General features: G+C 33.5%; 18 protein-coding genes and 1 riboswitch. All 18 genes read right to left on the bottom strand.

What is annotated here, in order from left to right:
- Nucleotides 1-360: 360 nt before the first annotated feature.
- Entirely contained in the window at nucleotides 361-1,230 is an 870-nt protein-coding gene (locus AB1282_RS09625; RefSeq protein WP_429898984.1) for an alpha/beta fold hydrolase, read from the bottom strand.
- 83 nt (nucleotides 1,231-1,313) lie between these two features.
- Nucleotides 1,314-1,703, bottom strand: coding sequence for a YidH family protein (locus AB1282_RS09620; protein WP_056467643.1), 390 nt, complete (start codon nucleotides 1,701-1,703; stop codon nucleotides 1,314-1,316).
- 274 nt (nucleotides 1,704-1,977) lie between these two features.
- Nucleotides 1,978-3,168: a M20 family metallopeptidase gene (locus AB1282_RS09615; RefSeq protein WP_056467645.1), complete on the bottom strand. Its 1,191-nt coding sequence runs from the start codon at nucleotides 3,166-3,168 to the stop codon at nucleotides 1,978-1,980.
- Nucleotides 3,169-3,214: 46 nt separating this feature from the next.
- Nucleotides 3,215-4,063: a MetQ/NlpA family ABC transporter substrate-binding protein gene (locus AB1282_RS09610; RefSeq protein ID WP_429898983.1), complete on the bottom strand. Its 849-nt coding sequence runs from the start codon at nucleotides 4,061-4,063 to the stop codon at nucleotides 3,215-3,217.
- Nucleotides 4,060-4,728: a methionine ABC transporter permease gene (locus tag AB1282_RS09605; RefSeq protein ID WP_429898982.1), complete on the bottom strand. Its 669-nt coding sequence runs from the start codon at nucleotides 4,726-4,728 to the stop codon at nucleotides 4,060-4,062. The genes AB1282_RS09610 and AB1282_RS09605 overlap by 4 nt, the downstream gene beginning before the upstream one ends.
- Nucleotides 4,718-5,734: a methionine ABC transporter ATP-binding protein gene (locus AB1282_RS09600; RefSeq protein ID WP_335410301.1), complete on the bottom strand. Its 1,017-nt coding sequence runs from the start codon at nucleotides 5,732-5,734 to the stop codon at nucleotides 4,718-4,720. The genes AB1282_RS09605 and AB1282_RS09600 overlap by 11 nt, the downstream gene beginning before the upstream one ends.
- A 175-nt stretch (nucleotides 5,735-5,909) precedes the next feature.
- A riboswitch (SAM riboswitch) is annotated at nucleotides 5,910-6,027 on the bottom strand.
- Between the two features lie 303 nt (nucleotides 6,028-6,330).
- Nucleotides 6,331-6,765, bottom strand: coding sequence for a hypothetical protein (locus AB1282_RS09595; protein WP_082459371.1), 435 nt, complete (start codon nucleotides 6,763-6,765; stop codon nucleotides 6,331-6,333).
- A 5-nt stretch (nucleotides 6,766-6,770) separates the two neighbouring features.
- Nucleotides 6,771-7,121, bottom strand: coding sequence for an ASCH domain-containing protein (locus AB1282_RS09590; protein WP_390311605.1), 351 nt, complete (start codon nucleotides 7,119-7,121; stop codon nucleotides 6,771-6,773).
- A gap of 226 nt (nucleotides 7,122-7,347) precedes the next feature.
- Nucleotides 7,348-8,583, bottom strand: coding sequence for a helix-turn-helix domain-containing protein (locus AB1282_RS09585; RefSeq protein WP_429898981.1), 1,236 nt, complete (start codon nucleotides 8,581-8,583; stop codon nucleotides 7,348-7,350).
- 360 nt (nucleotides 8,584-8,943) lie between these two features.
- Nucleotides 8,944-9,735, bottom strand: coding sequence for a sulfite exporter TauE/SafE family protein (locus AB1282_RS09580; protein WP_056467663.1), 792 nt, complete (start codon nucleotides 9,733-9,735; stop codon nucleotides 8,944-8,946).
- Nucleotides 9,736-9,797: 62 nt separating this feature from the next.
- Nucleotides 9,798-10,025, bottom strand: coding sequence for a sulfurtransferase TusA family protein (locus tag AB1282_RS09575; RefSeq protein ID WP_429898980.1), 228 nt, complete (start codon nucleotides 10,023-10,025; stop codon nucleotides 9,798-9,800).
- Between the two features lie 21 nt (nucleotides 10,026-10,046).
- Nucleotides 10,047-11,174: an MBL fold metallo-hydrolase gene (locus AB1282_RS09570; protein WP_429898979.1), complete on the bottom strand. Its 1,128-nt coding sequence runs from the start codon at nucleotides 11,172-11,174 to the stop codon at nucleotides 10,047-10,049.
- Nucleotides 11,175-11,217: 43 nt separating this feature from the next.
- Nucleotides 11,218-11,790, bottom strand: coding sequence for a sulfurtransferase TusA family protein (locus tag AB1282_RS09565; RefSeq protein ID WP_429898978.1), 573 nt, complete (start codon nucleotides 11,788-11,790; stop codon nucleotides 11,218-11,220).
- A gap of 56 nt (nucleotides 11,791-11,846) precedes the next feature.
- Entirely contained in the window at nucleotides 11,847-12,143 is a 297-nt protein-coding gene (locus tag AB1282_RS09560; RefSeq protein WP_335409165.1) for a rhodanese-like domain-containing protein, read from the bottom strand.
- Nucleotides 12,144-12,164: 21 nt separating this feature from the next.
- Complete coding sequence (locus AB1282_RS09555) at nucleotides 12,165-12,641, bottom strand: DsrE/DsrF/DrsH-like family protein (RefSeq protein WP_056467677.1); 477 nt, start codon at nucleotides 12,639-12,641, stop codon at nucleotides 12,165-12,167.
- Between the two features lie 126 nt (nucleotides 12,642-12,767).
- A complete protein-coding gene (locus tag AB1282_RS09550) occupies nucleotides 12,768-13,028 on the bottom strand; it encodes a metal-sensitive transcriptional regulator (protein WP_056467679.1) in 261 nt (86 codons plus the stop codon).
- A gap of 211 nt (nucleotides 13,029-13,239) precedes the next feature.
- Nucleotides 13,240-14,715, bottom strand: coding sequence for an aminotransferase class V-fold PLP-dependent enzyme (locus AB1282_RS09545; protein WP_056467681.1), 1,476 nt, complete (start codon nucleotides 14,713-14,715; stop codon nucleotides 13,240-13,242).
- A gap of 313 nt (nucleotides 14,716-15,028) precedes the next feature.
- The gene (locus tag AB1282_RS09540) at nucleotides 15,029-16,366 is read right to left on the bottom strand and encodes a D-serine ammonia-lyase (protein WP_429898977.1); all 1,338 of its coding nucleotides are present in this window, start codon (nucleotides 16,364-16,366) and stop codon (nucleotides 15,029-15,031) included.
- Nucleotides 16,367-16,660 lie beyond the last annotated feature (294 nt).

Genomic DNA, 16,660 nt, shown 5'->3' with positions numbered 1-16,660 from the left:
AGGATGAACTGCAATTAAATTTCGAAAACCGCAATTAAAATTAGCAAATCTGCAATTAAATTCCTAATAACCGCAATTAAGACTAAAAATTACCCATACCAGTTAAGGTATTATGACATGAAAATCGTACAATATTGGCTATTCCAAAGTGGAAAACCTGCAAGTATACCCTAATTCTTAGTATATTGGATAAAATCTACTTATTATTTATAAAAAAGGGGCGATCATATCAACTACAAATAAAAAGTGTAGCCATGATCCCCCCACATAGTTCATACAATTAAAAAGGCCGCTCCTTAGTCTGTTAACCCGGCATATGGAACAACCTACAATTTCAGAGCTATCGCATAAAACCTAAACTTATTTTAAAAATTTATCAATAATTGAGATTTGATCATTAGTATTTAAAGCAGGTGCATGACCAACTTTAGGTATTGTTTCCATTTGGAACTTTTGCGTTTCCTTCATTTTTGATGCTACATCAAGTGGCAAGACGTCCGAAACTTCTCCCCGAATGAGTAAAATCTTGGACTGAATAGCCTCCCAGTAATTCCATAAAGTTAAATCCTCAGTATGCTGAAATTGTAATGCAATTTTAGGATCATAATCTGGGCCTATTCCACCCTCATCTCTTCTACGGCAAGAATTTTGCGTAAAGTCATTCCATTCTTCTTCACTTGAAACACCAAAAGAATGATAAATTAATTTATAGTAATTTTTCAATTCAGCAAATGTTTTAAATTGCGGTGGTGAACCAACATAGCTAATAATTCTCTTAATTCCTTCAATATCTTGTGGTTGGTTTTCTGAAGCACCTGCCCCAATATCATTTAATACTAAATGGGAAATACGATTTAGATGTTCCGGCGTACCAGAAAGTCGCATTCCAATTGCTCCACCCATCGAAGTTCCTACCCAACGAACTTGTTCAATTTCTAAACGATCTAATAAACCAATGGCTATATTTACATAGTTTTCAAAACAGTAATCTTGCTCAGGAGAAGTACTCCACTGACTTAATCCTCGTCCAATCGTATCTGGGCAAATTACATGATAGTCCTTAGCTAAATGACGAGCTAAAATATCAAAATCCCTGCCATTTCTAGTTAAACCATGCCAACAAACAACTGTTGGATTTTTTCTTTCTCCCCATTCTGTAAAATGAAGTTCCATTCCATTAATCGATTCAAACCGAGATTCAGGATAAAAAATATCAATCACTCCATTCATTTTAGTGTCCACTTTATGTAATATTCGATTTTTATAAAAATATCCCTATAAAAACTACCGATAAAAAATGAAACGATTCGGGTCTATTTATATAATAATAATGACAAATACAACACAATCATGAATATTAAAAAAGAAAATAGAATTGATACAAGAATAATTGAATTATGAGTAGGTAAAAATTTTCCATTTTGAATTTCTTTCCGCTTTTTACTGTACAGAATAGTAGCTAATACACCCGTAATAAAACCAACAATACATGCATATATGCCAAGAAAAATTGCTAATGTATTAATGAATTGGTTATCACTAATTTTAATTGTAAAGTGTAGTGAAGTTGTTAAAAATCCTACACCAGTAATTGAGATCGCAGTACGCAGCCATGCTAAATATGTCCTTTCGTTTGCTAGATGCTGTTGTGCATATTTAACACTTTCATCTGAGAAATCCTTTACTTTATTTAAAGAAACCATATTAAATTACCCCTATCAAAGATTTATAGAGTGATAAACTTGTAGAAAACATATCTAAGTTTTAGTTTAATCTTTAAAATTTAAGATTTAGTAAAATTGAGGTTACGTTTAGATAAAATTGAAATGGGGTAATGTAAATCTATATTATTTACTAAGGAGTTAACAGAAGACTTCTATATAAATAGAAGAAATAACGTCATAAGACTGGGCTATCAAAAATAAAACGGTCAAAAAGATGGTAATTTCCGTCCATCTTTCTGACCGTTCAAGCTAACTATTTTTCTGTTTGCTGAAATTCATTTTGAACCTTTTCCAAAAGGTTTTTATCGGTAATTAAACGATAGCCCGTTAGAGCCAATGCTTTTGCTCCCGTAACTAGAGCATGATCACCAAGTGGCGACCTCGCAGCTTCACGGAATTCATTCGTATGAGCAATTAAATCATCAGGTCCAATTTTAATATATGCGTGAGAAGTCGGAACAACGTGACTTACGTTTCCGGCATCAGTAGATCCAAGCCCGCCGCTTTTGCTATTCACTACTTCACCCAATAGGCTTAGTTCTTCACCTACAATCTCATCAAGAGATTGATTGATAATAAAATCATGGACTTCATTTTGAAATCTTTCAATTTTCACAGTACTGCCAGTTGCAATTGCTGCTCCTTCGGCAATATTACGAATCTTAGTGGATACTTCCTCCGTTCTTTTCCAAGTACTAGCACGGATGAAAAATCTTGCTGAAGCATACTCTGGAATAATATTTGGTGCATCGCCTCCATGAGTGATAATTCCGTGTATGCGAACATCACTAGTAAGCTGCTGACGAAGGGCGTTAATTCCATTGAATAACTGGATTACTGCATCTAAAGCATTAATTCCATGTTCTGGAGACCCAGCAGCATGTGCTGCTCTTCCATAAAAATGGAAGTCTAAAGGATCTACTGCCAAAGATGGAGTCGACAAACCAGTTTTACCACTTGGGTGGAGCATAAGAGCTGCATCAACGCCTTCTAGTAATCCATTTTTTACAAAACTCCCTTTTGCACTTCCGTTTGGTCCACCCTCTTCTGCTGGTGTTCCAAATATGACAACCTCTCCTCCGATCTCAGAAATGACTTCAGCAAGAGCGATTCCTGCTGCTACACTCGTTGTTCCAATAATATTATGTCCGCATGCATGACCAAGACCAGGTAGTGCATCATATTCTGCTAAAAAAGCGATAGTTGGGCCTTGCTTAGATGACGTTTTTCTTGCTACAAAGCCTGTTTCATGCCCTGCAATATTACGTGTGACATCGAAACCAGCTTCTACTAAAATTTTAGAATGTGTTTCTGATGCAAAAAATTCTTGATTGCCAATTTCAGGCTTCTCATGAATCTTGTGGCTAATTTCAAGATAAACTTCCTTCGATTCCTCAATACTTTTCACAATTTGCTCTCTTTGTGTTTCAATTTTGACTGTCATTTAAACTTTTCTCCCTTCCATTCTTTTAAATAAGCATGAACTAGCTTTATAGATTTTTAATTTTATCAATCGTAATGACTACTGGAACCGTAGCACCTTTGTCACGTTTAATAATGTAATCATGAACTTCTTTTGATTGATAAGCCTTTACAATCTTTGCAAAGTCCTTGTCATTTTTATTCTTCGTACGAGATGCAATAACATTGATATACGGCATAGCTGCTTTATCATTAGGATCTTCTTTATAAAGTGGGTCCTTTGCAGGGTCTAAGCCCGCTTGAACCGCGAATCCATTATTGATGATCGCTGCTGCCACATCATCCAATGATCTAGCTGTTTGCCCTGCAGCAATCGGTTTGATTTTTAAATGCTTAGGATTTTCTTTAATTTGTTCAATACTTCCTTTAGGGTCAAAATTATCTACTAAACTAATTAACTTTGAAGATTGTAATAGTTTAAGTGCACGGCCAGCGTTCGTAACATCATTTGGTATAGTAATCGTTGCTCCATCTGGAATATCACTTAGCTCTTTAAATTTATGTGAGTAAATCCCCATTGGCGCAATCACTGTCGAGCCAATCGCTGAAATATCTAAATTATGATCGCCTTTAAATTGGTTCATATAAGTAATCGTTTGAAAAGAATTTAAATCAAGGCTACCGTCATTAAGTGCTGTGTTAGGCTGAACATAATCTGAAAATGATATAATTTTCAATTTAATCCCTTCATTTTTCACTTGTTTTTGTACAATATTCCAAAGTTCATAATCATCACCGTTAATACCAATCTTAACTGTTCTCTCTTTTCCATTACCTGATGATGCATTAGAACCACATGCTGATAATACCGAAACCGTTAATAATAATGCTGCAAAAATAGTAAAAAACTTTTTCATCCTCTTTTCCTCCTTACGTATCTTGACCACGTATTTCCTAAACTTTGTATGAGTTGAACAATAAGTACTAGTAAAACAACTGTAATGACAATAACCAATGTTTCAAAACGCTGATAACCATATGTAATAGCTAAGTCACCTAATCCCCCAGCACCAACAGCACCAGCTGCCGCAGTCGATCCAATCAATCCAATCGTTGCTGTTGTAAATGATAGAATCAACGATGGAATTGCTTCAGGCAAAATAAACTTCACGATGATTTGAAACTTTGTTGCTCCCATTGAATAGGCAGTTTCCAGCACTCCCTTATCCACTTCTAGCATGGAATTCTCAATCAATCTTGCCAAATATGGCCCTACAAAGATTGAAAGCGGAACAATTGCTGCAACTACGCCAATGGACGTTCCCGTCAATAATCTAGTAAACGGTATAATGGCAACTAGTAAAATAATAAATGGTACAGATCGAACAATATTTATAATGGTATTTAACAACGTAAATAAAGGTTTGTTTTCCATTATATGACCTGGCCTTGTTACAACTAGGATAATACCTAAAGGCAATCCTATGATTGTGCCAAAAATAAATGACCCTAGTACAGTTAGAAATGTATCTTGAGTTGCCTGTAAAAACTGTGGCCAAAAGAATTCCCAATTAAGCTCCATTTAACTCAACCTCCCTTACATCTATCCCCTTTTCCGAAATAAATTTAATAGCTTTTGCGCTTTCCTCTTTTGTTCCTTCTAGTGCCACAAGCAAATTCCCATAAGGTCTTTCTTGTAGCTCTGTAATCGATCCATAAAGAATGTTTAAATGAATATCGAATTTTTTAAGAACCTCTGATAATAATGGATTGGCAGCCTTATCACCTAGGAAGACTAATTGATAATATTTCCCTTTTGATAATGTTTTCGATAACTTAGACGGCACCTCATTTTGTAATACAGTGTTAACAAAATTCTTTGTAATACTTTTTTGTGGATTCGTAAAAACGTCGTAAACATTACCTTCCTCGACAATTTCACCATCATCAATGACGGCCACTTTATCACATAAATCACGAATTACACTCATTTCATGGGTAATAAGAAAAATTGTAAGATTATAGGATTTATTTACCTTCCTTAAAAGCTCTAATACATTCTTTGTTGTTTCAGGGTCTAATGCAGATGTAGCTTCATCACATAGCAACAGATCTGGGTCTGTTACAAGTGCCCTTGCAATTCCAACTCTTTGCTTTTGTCCCCCCGATAAGTGCCCCGGAAATACATCTTGCTTCCCTGTCAGTCCAACAAATTCAATTAATTCCATTACCTTTTCCTGAACATCCCGTTTCTTCTTTCCTTCAAGGTATAGCGGCATTGCGATATTATCAAATACCGTTTTGGCTGAAAGTAGATTGAAGTGTTGGAATACGACACCAATTTTTCTACGTGTTTTACGTAACTCTTCATCATTTAATGTCATTAAGTTCAATCCATCTATCAGAACTGATCCTTCTGTTGGCTCTTCAAGTCTATTTAAACAACGAATCAATGTACTTTTTCCCGCTCCGGAAAAGCCAATGATTCCATAGATCTCACCTTTCTCAATTTTCATATTAATATTATTTAAAGCTTTAATTGGTGGCCTTCCAGGATAAACCTTGGAGACATTTTTAATCTCAATCAAATTTCTTCCTCCAATGCAAGTTATTCCAAACATTATAACTAAGTAAACACATTTGAAAACTAGGTTTTATAATTATATTTTCTCCTTTTTCTCCTATGGCAACTCATCAAAAAACCCCCCTTCTTATCCAATAAGACAGATAAGAAGAGGGGTTATAATATATAAGCCACTTTACTTCTTATCTTTCAAATCGCTTAAACGATTTGCAGGAATTAGCACGGTATTTGTTTCGAAACAACAAACCCGTTGCCGAGGTATCGTAGGGCCAGTCCCTCCACCTCTCTGGATAAGTAATAGAATTTATTAAGTTTTTAAATTATTGAGTTCATGTTATCTCTCTTTTTATAATACGTCAAGAATTATTTTTAAATTTTTTAGAAAAAATTGTGTTTGAAAATAGCATTTTTTTTACGAGTATTGTTTGAATCAGGTCTTAGGTCCTTTATATTCAAATCAAAAAACTATTTCATATTCCGTTTGAAATAGGTCTATATACTTATTTTTTTGAGTTTTTATTAGTATTTCATTTAAAAGAAGGCAAAAAAACAGACAAGTCTTCTTTGATAAGAGAACCTGTCTGCTTTTTTGAATCATTCCTACCATAATGCAGGCTTTACTACCATAAACCATAGCATAACCATCAAAAGAACGATGTAAATCCAGATTGATCGACGAAGCTTCTGAATTAGCATTCTCTGGTCATGGGTTGGTTCACTGAATTTCCGAATGGTCGGTGAAAAGGCTCTAGCTAGGAAAAATAATGAACTCACCAAAAGAAGAATCGTCATCACAATCCAAGATGTCTTCCACGACCAATGACCCACTAGTACCAACAAAACCCCTGATCCAACCAATACATGCCCAGCATGCTTTGCCAATCTGACAGCAAACCGGAATACATCCAAATAAATCTGTTGTATCGCAGACTTTGAGGTATGCAGCTTTTTGAGTATCGGAATCAAAACAAAAAAAGGGCCAATCGATAGGATTACACTAGCAATATGTATATAAAGAAGAAATCTATACAGCATTAAAATTATTCTTGGATGAGACGGAACTCATGAACCCATACCCTCATTTTTGGCAACCAAGGCATCCCAGGGTGGATTGAAAGGATCGATTGTTTATACTCTTCTACTGTCGCATAGCCTTCTTGCTTAGCATCCTCATCTGTCAATTCACCAAGGGCTTGAGAATAAACTTTTTCAACAACATACTGATTATTTTGAAGGGTCATCACTTCCCCAACATCTGCATATCTTCCGTTTCGGCGAGTAGCAGTTTTTTGTCCTGCCAATACTTTTTCAACATCCTCTTGAAGCGTAACAAGGCGTTCAATTGTACATGTTTTTGGCGGTAAAGCGTTCGTTTCATTCTGATTTGTCATCTAATTCATTCTCCATTTCAATTTAAATTTATCGCAAAGACTAAAAAAAAAAAACGACTAGTTCCATTTTAATTAAATTAGTACAAAATTAGCAAATTTTTATGAAAGATATTTGAAACAGCAATAAGTTACACAAGCATAGCATAAAATAACACCCTTTAAAACCAACGTTGCCTCGATCTACTTTATTGGGTTCAGTCTAATCAAATATGTGCTTTTATCTTCCCTAAATATTCTCTTCTAAAATAAACTTAGATAGATTGATTGCTTTCGCATAATTCTTAGTTTCTATGTAGTTGTTATATAATTTTTCGACATATGTTTTAAAAACAACCATATTACTCACTGACTGGAAATAGATTAAGGCTGTCTTCTCCATAAAACTATAATACTGATCGAGTTTATCCTCTATAAGATAGATTAAAAGTCGGAATAATATTTTGAATAAACTGGAGTCCAATTTTTCTGCAATAGCTTTTCCTTCATTAGCTTTTCTAAGCAAATCATTTTTCAGTAGTAAATTCCCAAAAAAACTACTTTCCAAATAGTTATACAAGTATTTAACGTATTTATAAGAAGACCGATCTACCATATCAAGTGTCACCTTAAATAATATTTGCGCGTTTTCAAAATCTTTTCTCTTTAAGTATAAATCTGCTAAGTTATTTTGCAGTAAGATTTTTCGATCAAGTGCATTCACTCTTTCAGAGGCTTCAATAAGGTTATGATATGATTCCAATACTTCCTGAAAATCAAAGCTCTTTTCGTTTCCTTTTATTAGAAGTAAGATTGCCTCCGCATCAATTGCTCTTAAGTAGTTATACGTTTTCTTGAAGTACTTCAATGCTTTTTCTGCGTAAACATATGTCATGATTGATTTAGGATTAACCTGGTAGTAGCCTAGTGACAGGTAGATATAGTATTCTAGATTCCCAAACTCACTCTTATTGATATTTTTTAATACTTGAATAGACTTTTCGTAGTTATCCGTTTTTCCATATAAAATGCCCCATACAAGCCATTTCAAGTTCTTTTCAAAAGGGGGAAGATCAGGATGTTTTTTTTGAATATCCTTTAAAATGGTTTTTGTCTTTTCAAATTCATTCTGCAGGAGATAATATCTTGCTTGAAGTAATTGGAAGAGCGGAGCATATTTAGAAAAATTAATGATATAATTTTTTTCAATATCTTTTTTTGTTTTCTCCACCTCGATCATGTTTTGCTTAATGATTGATGTATGCCAACTATTTAACTTCTTTTCTATGTTATTAAAGTAGTTAAGTTCATTTTGTATGTCAATTTTTAAGCGCTCGGAAAATAACTCAATTATTTCTTTAGAATATTGAGTTTCACCTCTTTCAATTCTACTAACATGAGTGGATGTACAAATGTCTTTTCCAAGCTCCTCCTGAGTTAGGCCTGCCCTTTTGCGATAAAATTTTATGATTTCCCCTTCTTGCATGAATTTCTCCCTCTTTAAAACTTAATGAAAATATAATTATGTAATTCCTAGAAAAATATAGTAGCTATACTAAAAGAGCTTTATTCCTTATAGAATTTATCAAATCTTCAAATTATTTTACCATAATCTTACTTTTAATTCTTAAAGAAAATTATTTAATTTTTTACTTGTCCTTTTTCCATCATCTTTCCAGTTACAACAATGAAAAAAGCATTGGTGATTATGATCTTCCTCACTAACCTATTAATTTCTCCTAATCTGTAATTCGAAAAGTTAGAAGCAAGGAATGTGATACATGCCAATAAAAAAACAGAAAAACTCTCAAAAATAGTTTTTCTGTTTTTTACAGTTAACCTTTATTCAACTAATCCATGATTTAATAATCGTAAACCAAATTTTCAAAGCAGTAAAACCAATTAAAACTGCCAGAATCCCTCGTAAAACCTGCGTTTTTGTTTTTTTGCCTATTTTTGCACCTAATGGTGAGGCGATTAAGCTTGCAATTACAACAATAATAGTAGGCAACACTTCAACTTGACCAGTAGAGATTTTCCCGATCGTTACGCCAATTGAAGAAATAAATGTGATTGCAAGTGAAGAAGCGATTGTCACACGAGTTGGTATTTTTAAGATTGTTAACATGATTGGTACTAACAGAAATGCTCCTCCTGCACCAACAATCCCTGCACTAGTGCCCACAACAAATGCTAGGCCAGCCGCAAGCCATACATTAATTGAAATTTGACCATCTGCTGACATCTCGACGTTTTTTCGAGGAATAAACATTAATACGACCGCAATCATTGCTAAAATTCCGTAAACAAGATTAATCCCATGTTCTGAAAGTAAATTTGAACCGAATCCACCAAGAAAACTTCCTATTAGGACACTTATTCCCATACTTAATATTACTTTTTTGTTTAAAAAACCGCTTTTACGATAGCTTAATACTCCACCTAAAGTTGCAAATACTACTTGGACAGCACTTATACCTGAAACTTGATGAGGAGTAAAAGCAGCAAATCCTAATAATGGAGGAATAAATAAGAGCATTGGATAATTTATAATTGCTCCACCAATTCCTACCATTCCTGAAATAAAGGACCCAAAAAAACCAACTAAGAAAAGTACTAAAATTAAGGTCCACTCCATTTTTAAGTCCCCCTATAACATAAAAGGAGAGGTTACTCTCCTTTTCAACTTAATCTATTAACTTATCCCTTTTTAATCCAAAATTTTAAAACATTGTCTTCTTCTTTATAATTTAATAATTCGTGTCCACCTGATTTAGCCCAAGCTGCAAGGTCATTTTTAGCACCTTTATCAGTAACATGAATTTCTAGTACTTCGCCTGCTTCAATCTCTGCAATTGCTTTTCTTGTTTTTACAATTGGAATTGGACATGCTAAGCCCTTTGCATCTAATAATTTTGTAGATTCCATATTATTTTCCTCCAAGTTTCATTATCGTACTGCACAGCGATTTGGACCGATTTCCATTTCTCTCTGTTTTTCTTCATTTAAGCTAATTTTACCCATATTTACTTCACGGATTTCTTGATATGAGTTTGGTTGTGGTGGTAAGTTCTCAGTTACTAACTTTCTAAATTCACTTTCACTCTCAATGTTCAACCCATGATTCTGATCAAACAAATATCCGAGTTTTTTATAAACACTACCATCTTCGTTCAGTTCACTAATCACCATAAAGTGTGATGGAAGCACGGTTAATTCAAGCGATAAATTTCTGTATTTTTTATATAGGGTTTCACGTAAGTCCCTTACCCAATCCTCTGCCATACCAGCAAGATCTGGTCTCCCAATTGAATCGATAAATAAAATATCACCTGAAAGTAAGAACTTTTCATCAATAACAAATGAAGTCGATCCGATTGTATGACCTGGTGAATAAAAAGCCTCAATACTGATTGCTGTTTCACCAATCACTACCTTATTCCCATCTTCTAATGGACTATATTCAAAAGTAACCTCTGTAGCATCCTTTGGAGGCAACCAGTAAGTTGCTCCTGTAATCTCAGCAATTTTTCTTCCACCAGAAATATGGTCTGCATGAAGATGAGTATCAAATACATTTGTGATTTTTGCGCTCTTCGTATTTGCAAAATCAATGTAGATATCCGTCATTCGAGTGGAATCAATTATAGCAGCCTCATTACTTGAGATAACCATATAGGATAAACATCCCTTACCAATTCTGACAAATTGATACAGTTCTCCACCGTTTATCAAATCTGCAATTTTTACTGGTTCTAGATGTTCACTCCACTCTTTCATACCGCCTTGAAGGTAAGCTACGTCTAGTCCCTCGTCTGAAAGCATCTCTGCAATCATGATGGAAGAGCCTTCTTTAGCACACACAACTAAAACATCTGTACTTGTAGGAATCTTATCTAATATATCTTCAACTCCATCAAGTAAATCAAAATAAGGTATATTTAAATGTTCAAAATTTGAACCTTCTATTTTCCAATCATTATAATCGTCAGTATTTCGGACATCTAAAATGAATAGTTCTTCTTTATCAAATATTTTTTTTGTAATCTCTTTTGCAGACATTGATTTGACTGCCATCCTCAATACCCCCTATAGTATAATTTTTTTCAAAAAAATTAGATTAACCTTTTATGCTCACTGTTTCCCCAGACCACTCAGTCATTCCAGGTACTACATTAAACACGTTTGTAAAACCACTCGAAACTAATAATTGAGCAGCAAAATCACTACGGTTACCTGTTCTGCAAATGATATAAATTTCGTTATCTTTATCTAGCTCTGACAATCGGTTCTCTAATTCACCTAAAGGGATTGATACCGCCTTTGGTATATGATTAAACACATATTCCGCTTCTTCTCTTACATCTAAAACGATTATATTTTCATTTTGTAGCTTCTCGTTTAAATCATCGTTCGTAACTACATTTTCAAACTTTTTTTCAATTGTATTTTCATCTGAAGATTTTCTTAAATAATGAAGCAATACTTCTCCATTTTCGATTGTTCCTAGGTATTGATTTCCCGTGCTTTCCGCCCAAGCTTTAATGTCTGCTTTAGATCCTTTATCCGTCGCTTGAACCTCAATTACTTGCCCATTTTCTAATTCCTTCATTGCTTTTCTAGTTTTCACAATCGGCATTGGACAAGCTAATCCTTTTGCATCCAATTTCACATTTGATTTAATCAGTTCCATCTGACATCCTCCATACTTAAAATACCGCTTGGGGTATCTATTTAATCAAAAAAAAGTTATTCTACGTTTCCTTCCCAAGAAAGCATTCCGCCTATCATGTTTTTAGCGTTAAACCCATGAGATTGTAGAAATTCCGTTGCACGACCACTTCTTGCACCTGAACGACAAACCATAATATATTCTTTTGATTTATCTAATTCGTGTAATCGAAATTCAATTAATCCAAGTGGAATATGAATAGCTTCTTGGATTTTCCCTGCTGCAACTTCATCTACCTCACGAACATCGATAATAGTTACATCTGTTCCAGTTTTCAATTCATTTTCAAGCTCAATCGCAGTAATTTCTTTCATGTTATTCAAATCCTTTCAAATTTAAATGAATAAATTAACCTGACCTTCTTCTGCTTCACCAATATAAGCTGCAACCCCAGCATACTGAATATTTTCTAATAGCTCTTCGGTTTGTAGACCTAACAGATCCATTGTCATTGTACATGCTACTAAATTTATATCTTGCTCTTGAGCCATTTCAATTAATTGCGGTAAAGGTAGTGCATTATGCTTTTTAATAATATCCTTAATCATTTTTGGTCCAAAACCAGCAAAATTCATTTTAGAAAGACCCATTTTATCAGCGCCTCTAGGCATCATCTTTCCAAACATCTTTTCAATAAAACCTTTTTTTGTTGCTACATGCTCACCTTTACGCAAAGCATTTAATCCCCAAAATGTATGAAAAATAGTTACTTCATGATCAAAAGCTGCTGCACCGTTTGCAATAATGTAGGCAGCCATTGCTTTGTCATAATCTCCACTAAATAAAATAATATTAGTTTTCTTAGTTGTCATATTCTTTCTCCTTATCGTTCTTTATACCCACTAGGGTATGCAACAAAACAAAAAAATATATTTATATATACTATTACCCCTATGGGTATATGATATTAAAAATAAAAAATGGTGTCAATTTATATTTTATCTACTTTTTACAAGTAAATTTACTGCTTCTTTCACTAAATCTTCGGCATCCTGCCCGTTTTCATTCGCATTTCGGACACAATCAACTAAGTTTGAACTTACTACTACTCCAATCGTACGATCCAAAGCTGATTTAACTGCTGATAACTGTGTAATAACATCTTTACAGTCTTTGTCTTCTTCCATCATTTTTAAAATTCCACGAATCTGTCCCTCAATTCGCTTTATTCTATTTTTTACTGGATCATCATATTTCATTAAATCACCCCTAACTAAAGAAAACTAAATAAAGCCTAAGCATTTATTTTAGAATATATGTGCAATATTCTTACTTAGAATATATACCCCTTAGGGTATAATGTCAATCAATTAATTTTATATAAATTAATCTTCTTTTAGTGAGTGAAAAGTAGATATGAACAAAAAAGATCACAATAATGTGATCTTTTTTTCGGGTTACTTTGAAATTTTAAGATTTTACAGTCATTTCAATCTCAAAATAAGTACCGACTTCCATAACTGCTTCGTCTTTATGGATAAAGTCATTTTTCTCTTTTAAATAAATATAATCTTTAGACCATTCGCCAATATTTTGAATTATATCTTTTAAAGCATTAGTGAATACGACTACTTCCTCATTCGTCGTCGTTGGATGAACACTCATACGAATCCAACCAGGCTTAACACTAATATTTCCATTATCAATTTCATCTGTAATTGCTTTAGACATTTCCTTTGTTATATTTAGTAGCATATGTCCATAAGTACCTGCACATGAACAGCCACCTCGCACTTGAATTCCGTAACGATCATTTAATAATCTAACGACTAAATTATGATGAATATCTTTTAAATAAAAGGAATAAAAACCTAAACTTGGATTGCTTGAATCTTCAAGTAACATTACATTTTCACTTGTTCTAAGCTCCTCTAAAACGATATGTGCCAATTCTTCTTCACGACTTAATATATTCGCTGTACCCATTGCATTTTTTACCTTAATTGCAAGAGCTGTTCTAATTGTTTGCAGAAACCCTGGAGTACCTCCATCTTCTCTTTCACGAATATTGTTAATGTATTTTTTCTCACCCCATGGATTTGTCCATTCAACAGTTCCTCCGCCTGGATGATCTGGAATTTTATTTTGATACAGTGAAGAGTCAAATATTAAAACACCACTGCTACCAGGTCCTCCTAAAAACTTGTGTGGAGAAAACAGAATTGCATCCAGCTTTTCCATTGGATCATTAGGATGCATGTCAATGTCAACATATGGTGCAGAAGCAGAGAAATCCACAAAACAAACGCCATTATATTCATGCATTAGTCTAGCTAGTTTATGATAAGGTGTAATTAATCCAGATACATTAGAACAAGCACTGAATGATCCGATTACTCTTCGTTTATTTTTATAAAACTCAAGTCGTTCTCTTAAAGAATCTAAATCAACTACGTTGTTCGCACAATTAGGTACAACTTCCACATCACAAATCGTTTCTAACCACGAAGTATGATTGCTATGATGCTCCATGCTTGTTATAAAAACAACTGGTCTTTCTTCCTCAGGTATACTTAAGCGGAAATGGAAATTTTCATGTATTTTCAGCCCTAAAATACGTTGAAACTTATTCATAACGCCAGTCATTCCTGATCCATCTGTTATGATTGTGTCGGAAGCGCTTGCATTCACATGTTCCTTTATGATCTGTAATGCTTCATGATAACAATTCGTCATCGTGCTTCCAGTTATATTTGATTCCGTATGCGTATTTGCAACATATGGCCCAAAAGTTGAAACTAATTTTTCTTCAACAGGTCCATATAACCTACCGCTCGCAGCCCAATCTAAATAAATAATTTTCTTTTCACCAAATGGCGATAAGAATGTTTTTTCATTTCCAATAATCTCTTTTCTAAATTGTGAAAAATACTTTTCTAAATTCAATTTTATCGCTCCTAATAAGAAAATGTTTTGTGCTTTTTAATCGGAAGGCTCTGTTTAGTAATTATGATAAAACCGAGTATTCCAATACCCAATAGGGTATTATATAAAATGCACTGAAGCCAGTCCGCTCATGACGGAATGGCTTTATTAAAGTAATTAATTAATTTTTAAACAGAACCAATTAAAAAGAAAATATCTTGCGTCAAAATCTAAATAGAAAACTTATTTACATATACAAATATATGTCAAATTATTCTGCATTAAAAGAATTTTTTCACTTTTAAAATATTAGTAAAATTTTACACTATCTATTTTATTTAAAAAGAGACCCTTTTTGATAGTACTCTTTCATCATTTTTTCCGGGACCATACTACCACCTGTCCCCCAAATAACATGGGTACTATTCTTCATTTTTTTCAACAAATTATTTTTTAGTAAATAATTATGGCCCTCATTAAATAATTTAATTGGACCGATCATACCAGCTAGCGCTGACGGTTCTAAATAAAGATCCTCAGTATCAGCTAACTCTTTTAACATTGTATATAGTTTTTCATCACTAATTGTATAGCTACCACTTAAAAAAGGCTCAATGATTTTTCCCACAAAGCCAGATGGTCTCCCTACAGCTAGGCCATCTGCATCTGTTTTATTATCAATACCGAAATCTTGTACAGAAACTTGATCATGAAGTCCAGTCATTAATCCAATCAACATACATGGAGAATGAGTTGGCTCGGCAAAGAAGCAATGAACATTATCTTTGAATAATAGTTTCAAACCAAATGCAACACCACCAGGACCTCCTCCAACTCCGCAAGGTAAATAAACAAATAGTGGATGATTTTCATCAATTGTAATGTCTAATTCTTCAAATTGCTTTTTTAAACGTGAAGCTGCTACTGCATATCCTAAAAATAAATCATTTGAATTTTCATCGTCTACAAAATAACAATTAGGATCTGCTTCTGCTTGTATTCGACCTTCTTCTACTGCTTTACTATAATCAGCCTCGTACTCAATGACATTTACGTTTTTACTTCTAAGTAAATCTTTTTTCCATCGCTTTGCATCCGCTGACATATGTACCGTTACTTTAAAACCTAACTTTGCACTTATTATTCCAATACTCATACCTAAATTACCTGTAGACCCTACTGCAATTGAGAAGTTTGAGAAAAACTCTCTAAAAATATCACTATCTATTTTTGAGTAATCATCATCAATCGTTAATAATTGATGCTCTAAAGCTAGGCTTTCGGCATGCTTTAATATTTCATAAATGCCACCTCTTGCTTTTATTGACCCTGATATTGGTAAATGGCTATCACATTTTAAAAATAATTCTCCTAATATAGTTTGTTGAAAGTTTTTCTCTAACGATTGTTTCATAGAAGGAATTTTTACTAAAGGAGACTCAATAATGCCATTTGTATCTTTTGTTTCTGGAAAAACTTTTGAAATATATGGAGCAAACCTTTTTAATCGTTCATCTGCATCGTTTACATCCTCTTGAGTAAGTGGTGACTTTTTTATTGCTTTTTGAAACATCTCAAAATTTGGATTCAACCAAAGATATTCCTCTAATTCAATCAGTTTTTTTAAGATTGGATCATTTTCTATATATTCCTGAATATCAATTCTTTCCATCTATTTTCCTCCTTGCTTTAATCAGTTTATTTAAAGTTTAACAGATATTATGACTAGGTCAGTAACTTTGTTTAATGATTAGGAAGTTAGCTTCTTTTCTATGAAAGCTTCTAGAATAGCTTCGATTGTTAATCTGTTGTACTTTCTAAGGGAAGACATTGGTTTAGAATTTGATTCAAACTATACTATTACTATGTAATACATTTTCGCATTAGTAAACTCGAACAATAAATTACTTGGGTTCTAAATGTAATAATGAGATATTAAGTTTTTTAATATTGCAATTCCTTACCA

Source organism: Gottfriedia sp. S16(2024) (assembly GCF_050473765.1).
Taxonomy (GTDB): Bacteria; Bacillota; Bacilli; order Bacillales; family Bacillaceae_G; genus Gottfriedia.
This window is presented reverse-complemented; position numbering and strand designations above follow the sequence as displayed.

What these genes read in the sequence shown, in the direction of transcription:
- AB1282_RS09625 (WP_429898984.1), bottom strand. Translation starts at nt 1,230, where the DNA reads ATGAATGGAGTGATTGATATTTTTTATCCTGAATCTCGGTTTGAATCG.
- AB1282_RS09620 (WP_056467643.1), bottom strand. Translation starts at nt 1,703, where the DNA reads ATGGTTTCTTTAAATAAAGTAAAGGATTTCTCAGATGAAAGTGTTAAA.
- AB1282_RS09615 (WP_056467645.1), bottom strand. Translation starts at nt 3,168, where the DNA reads ATGACAGTCAAAATTGAAACACAAAGAGAGCAAATTGTGAAAAGTATT.
- AB1282_RS09610 (WP_429898983.1), bottom strand. Translation starts at nt 4,063, where the DNA reads ATGAAAAAGTTTTTTACTATTTTTGCAGCATTATTATTAACGGTTTCG.
- AB1282_RS09605 (WP_429898982.1), bottom strand. Translation starts at nt 4,728, where the DNA reads ATGGAGCTTAATTGGGAATTCTTTTGGCCACAGTTTTTACAGGCAACT.
- AB1282_RS09595 (WP_082459371.1), bottom strand. Translation starts at nt 6,765, where the DNA reads ATGCTGTATAGATTTCTTCTTTATATACATATTGCTAGTGTAATCCTA.
- AB1282_RS09590 (WP_390311605.1), bottom strand. Translation starts at nt 7,121, where the DNA reads ATGACAAATCAGAATGAAACGAACGCTTTACCGCCAAAAACATGTACA.
- AB1282_RS09585 (WP_429898981.1), bottom strand. Translation starts at nt 8,583, where the DNA reads ATGCAAGAAGGGGAAATCATAAAATTTTATCGCAAAAGGGCAGGCCTA.
- AB1282_RS09580 (WP_056467663.1), bottom strand. Translation starts at nt 9,735, where the DNA reads ATGGAGTGGACCTTAATTTTAGTACTTTTCTTAGTTGGTTTTTTTGGG.
- AB1282_RS09575 (WP_429898980.1), bottom strand. Translation starts at nt 10,025, where the DNA reads ATGGAATCTACAAAATTATTAGATGCAAAGGGCTTAGCATGTCCAATT.
- AB1282_RS09570 (WP_429898979.1), bottom strand. Translation starts at nt 11,174, where the DNA reads ATGGCAGTCAAATCAATGTCTGCAAAAGAGATTACAAAAAAAATATTT.
- AB1282_RS09565 (WP_429898978.1), bottom strand. Translation starts at nt 11,790, where the DNA reads ATGGAACTGATTAAATCAAATGTGAAATTGGATGCAAAAGGATTAGCT.
- AB1282_RS09560 (WP_335409165.1), bottom strand. Translation starts at nt 12,143, where the DNA reads ATGAAAGAAATTACTGCGATTGAGCTTGAAAATGAATTGAAAACTGGA.
- AB1282_RS09555 (WP_056467677.1), bottom strand. Translation starts at nt 12,641, where the DNA reads ATGACAACTAAGAAAACTAATATTATTTTATTTAGTGGAGATTATGAC.
- AB1282_RS09550 (WP_056467679.1), bottom strand. Translation starts at nt 13,028, where the DNA reads ATGAAATATGATGATCCAGTAAAAAATAGAATAAAGCGAATTGAGGGA.
- AB1282_RS09540 (WP_429898977.1), bottom strand. Translation starts at nt 16,366, where the DNA reads ATGGAAAGAATTGATATTCAGGAATATATAGAAAATGATCCAATCTTA.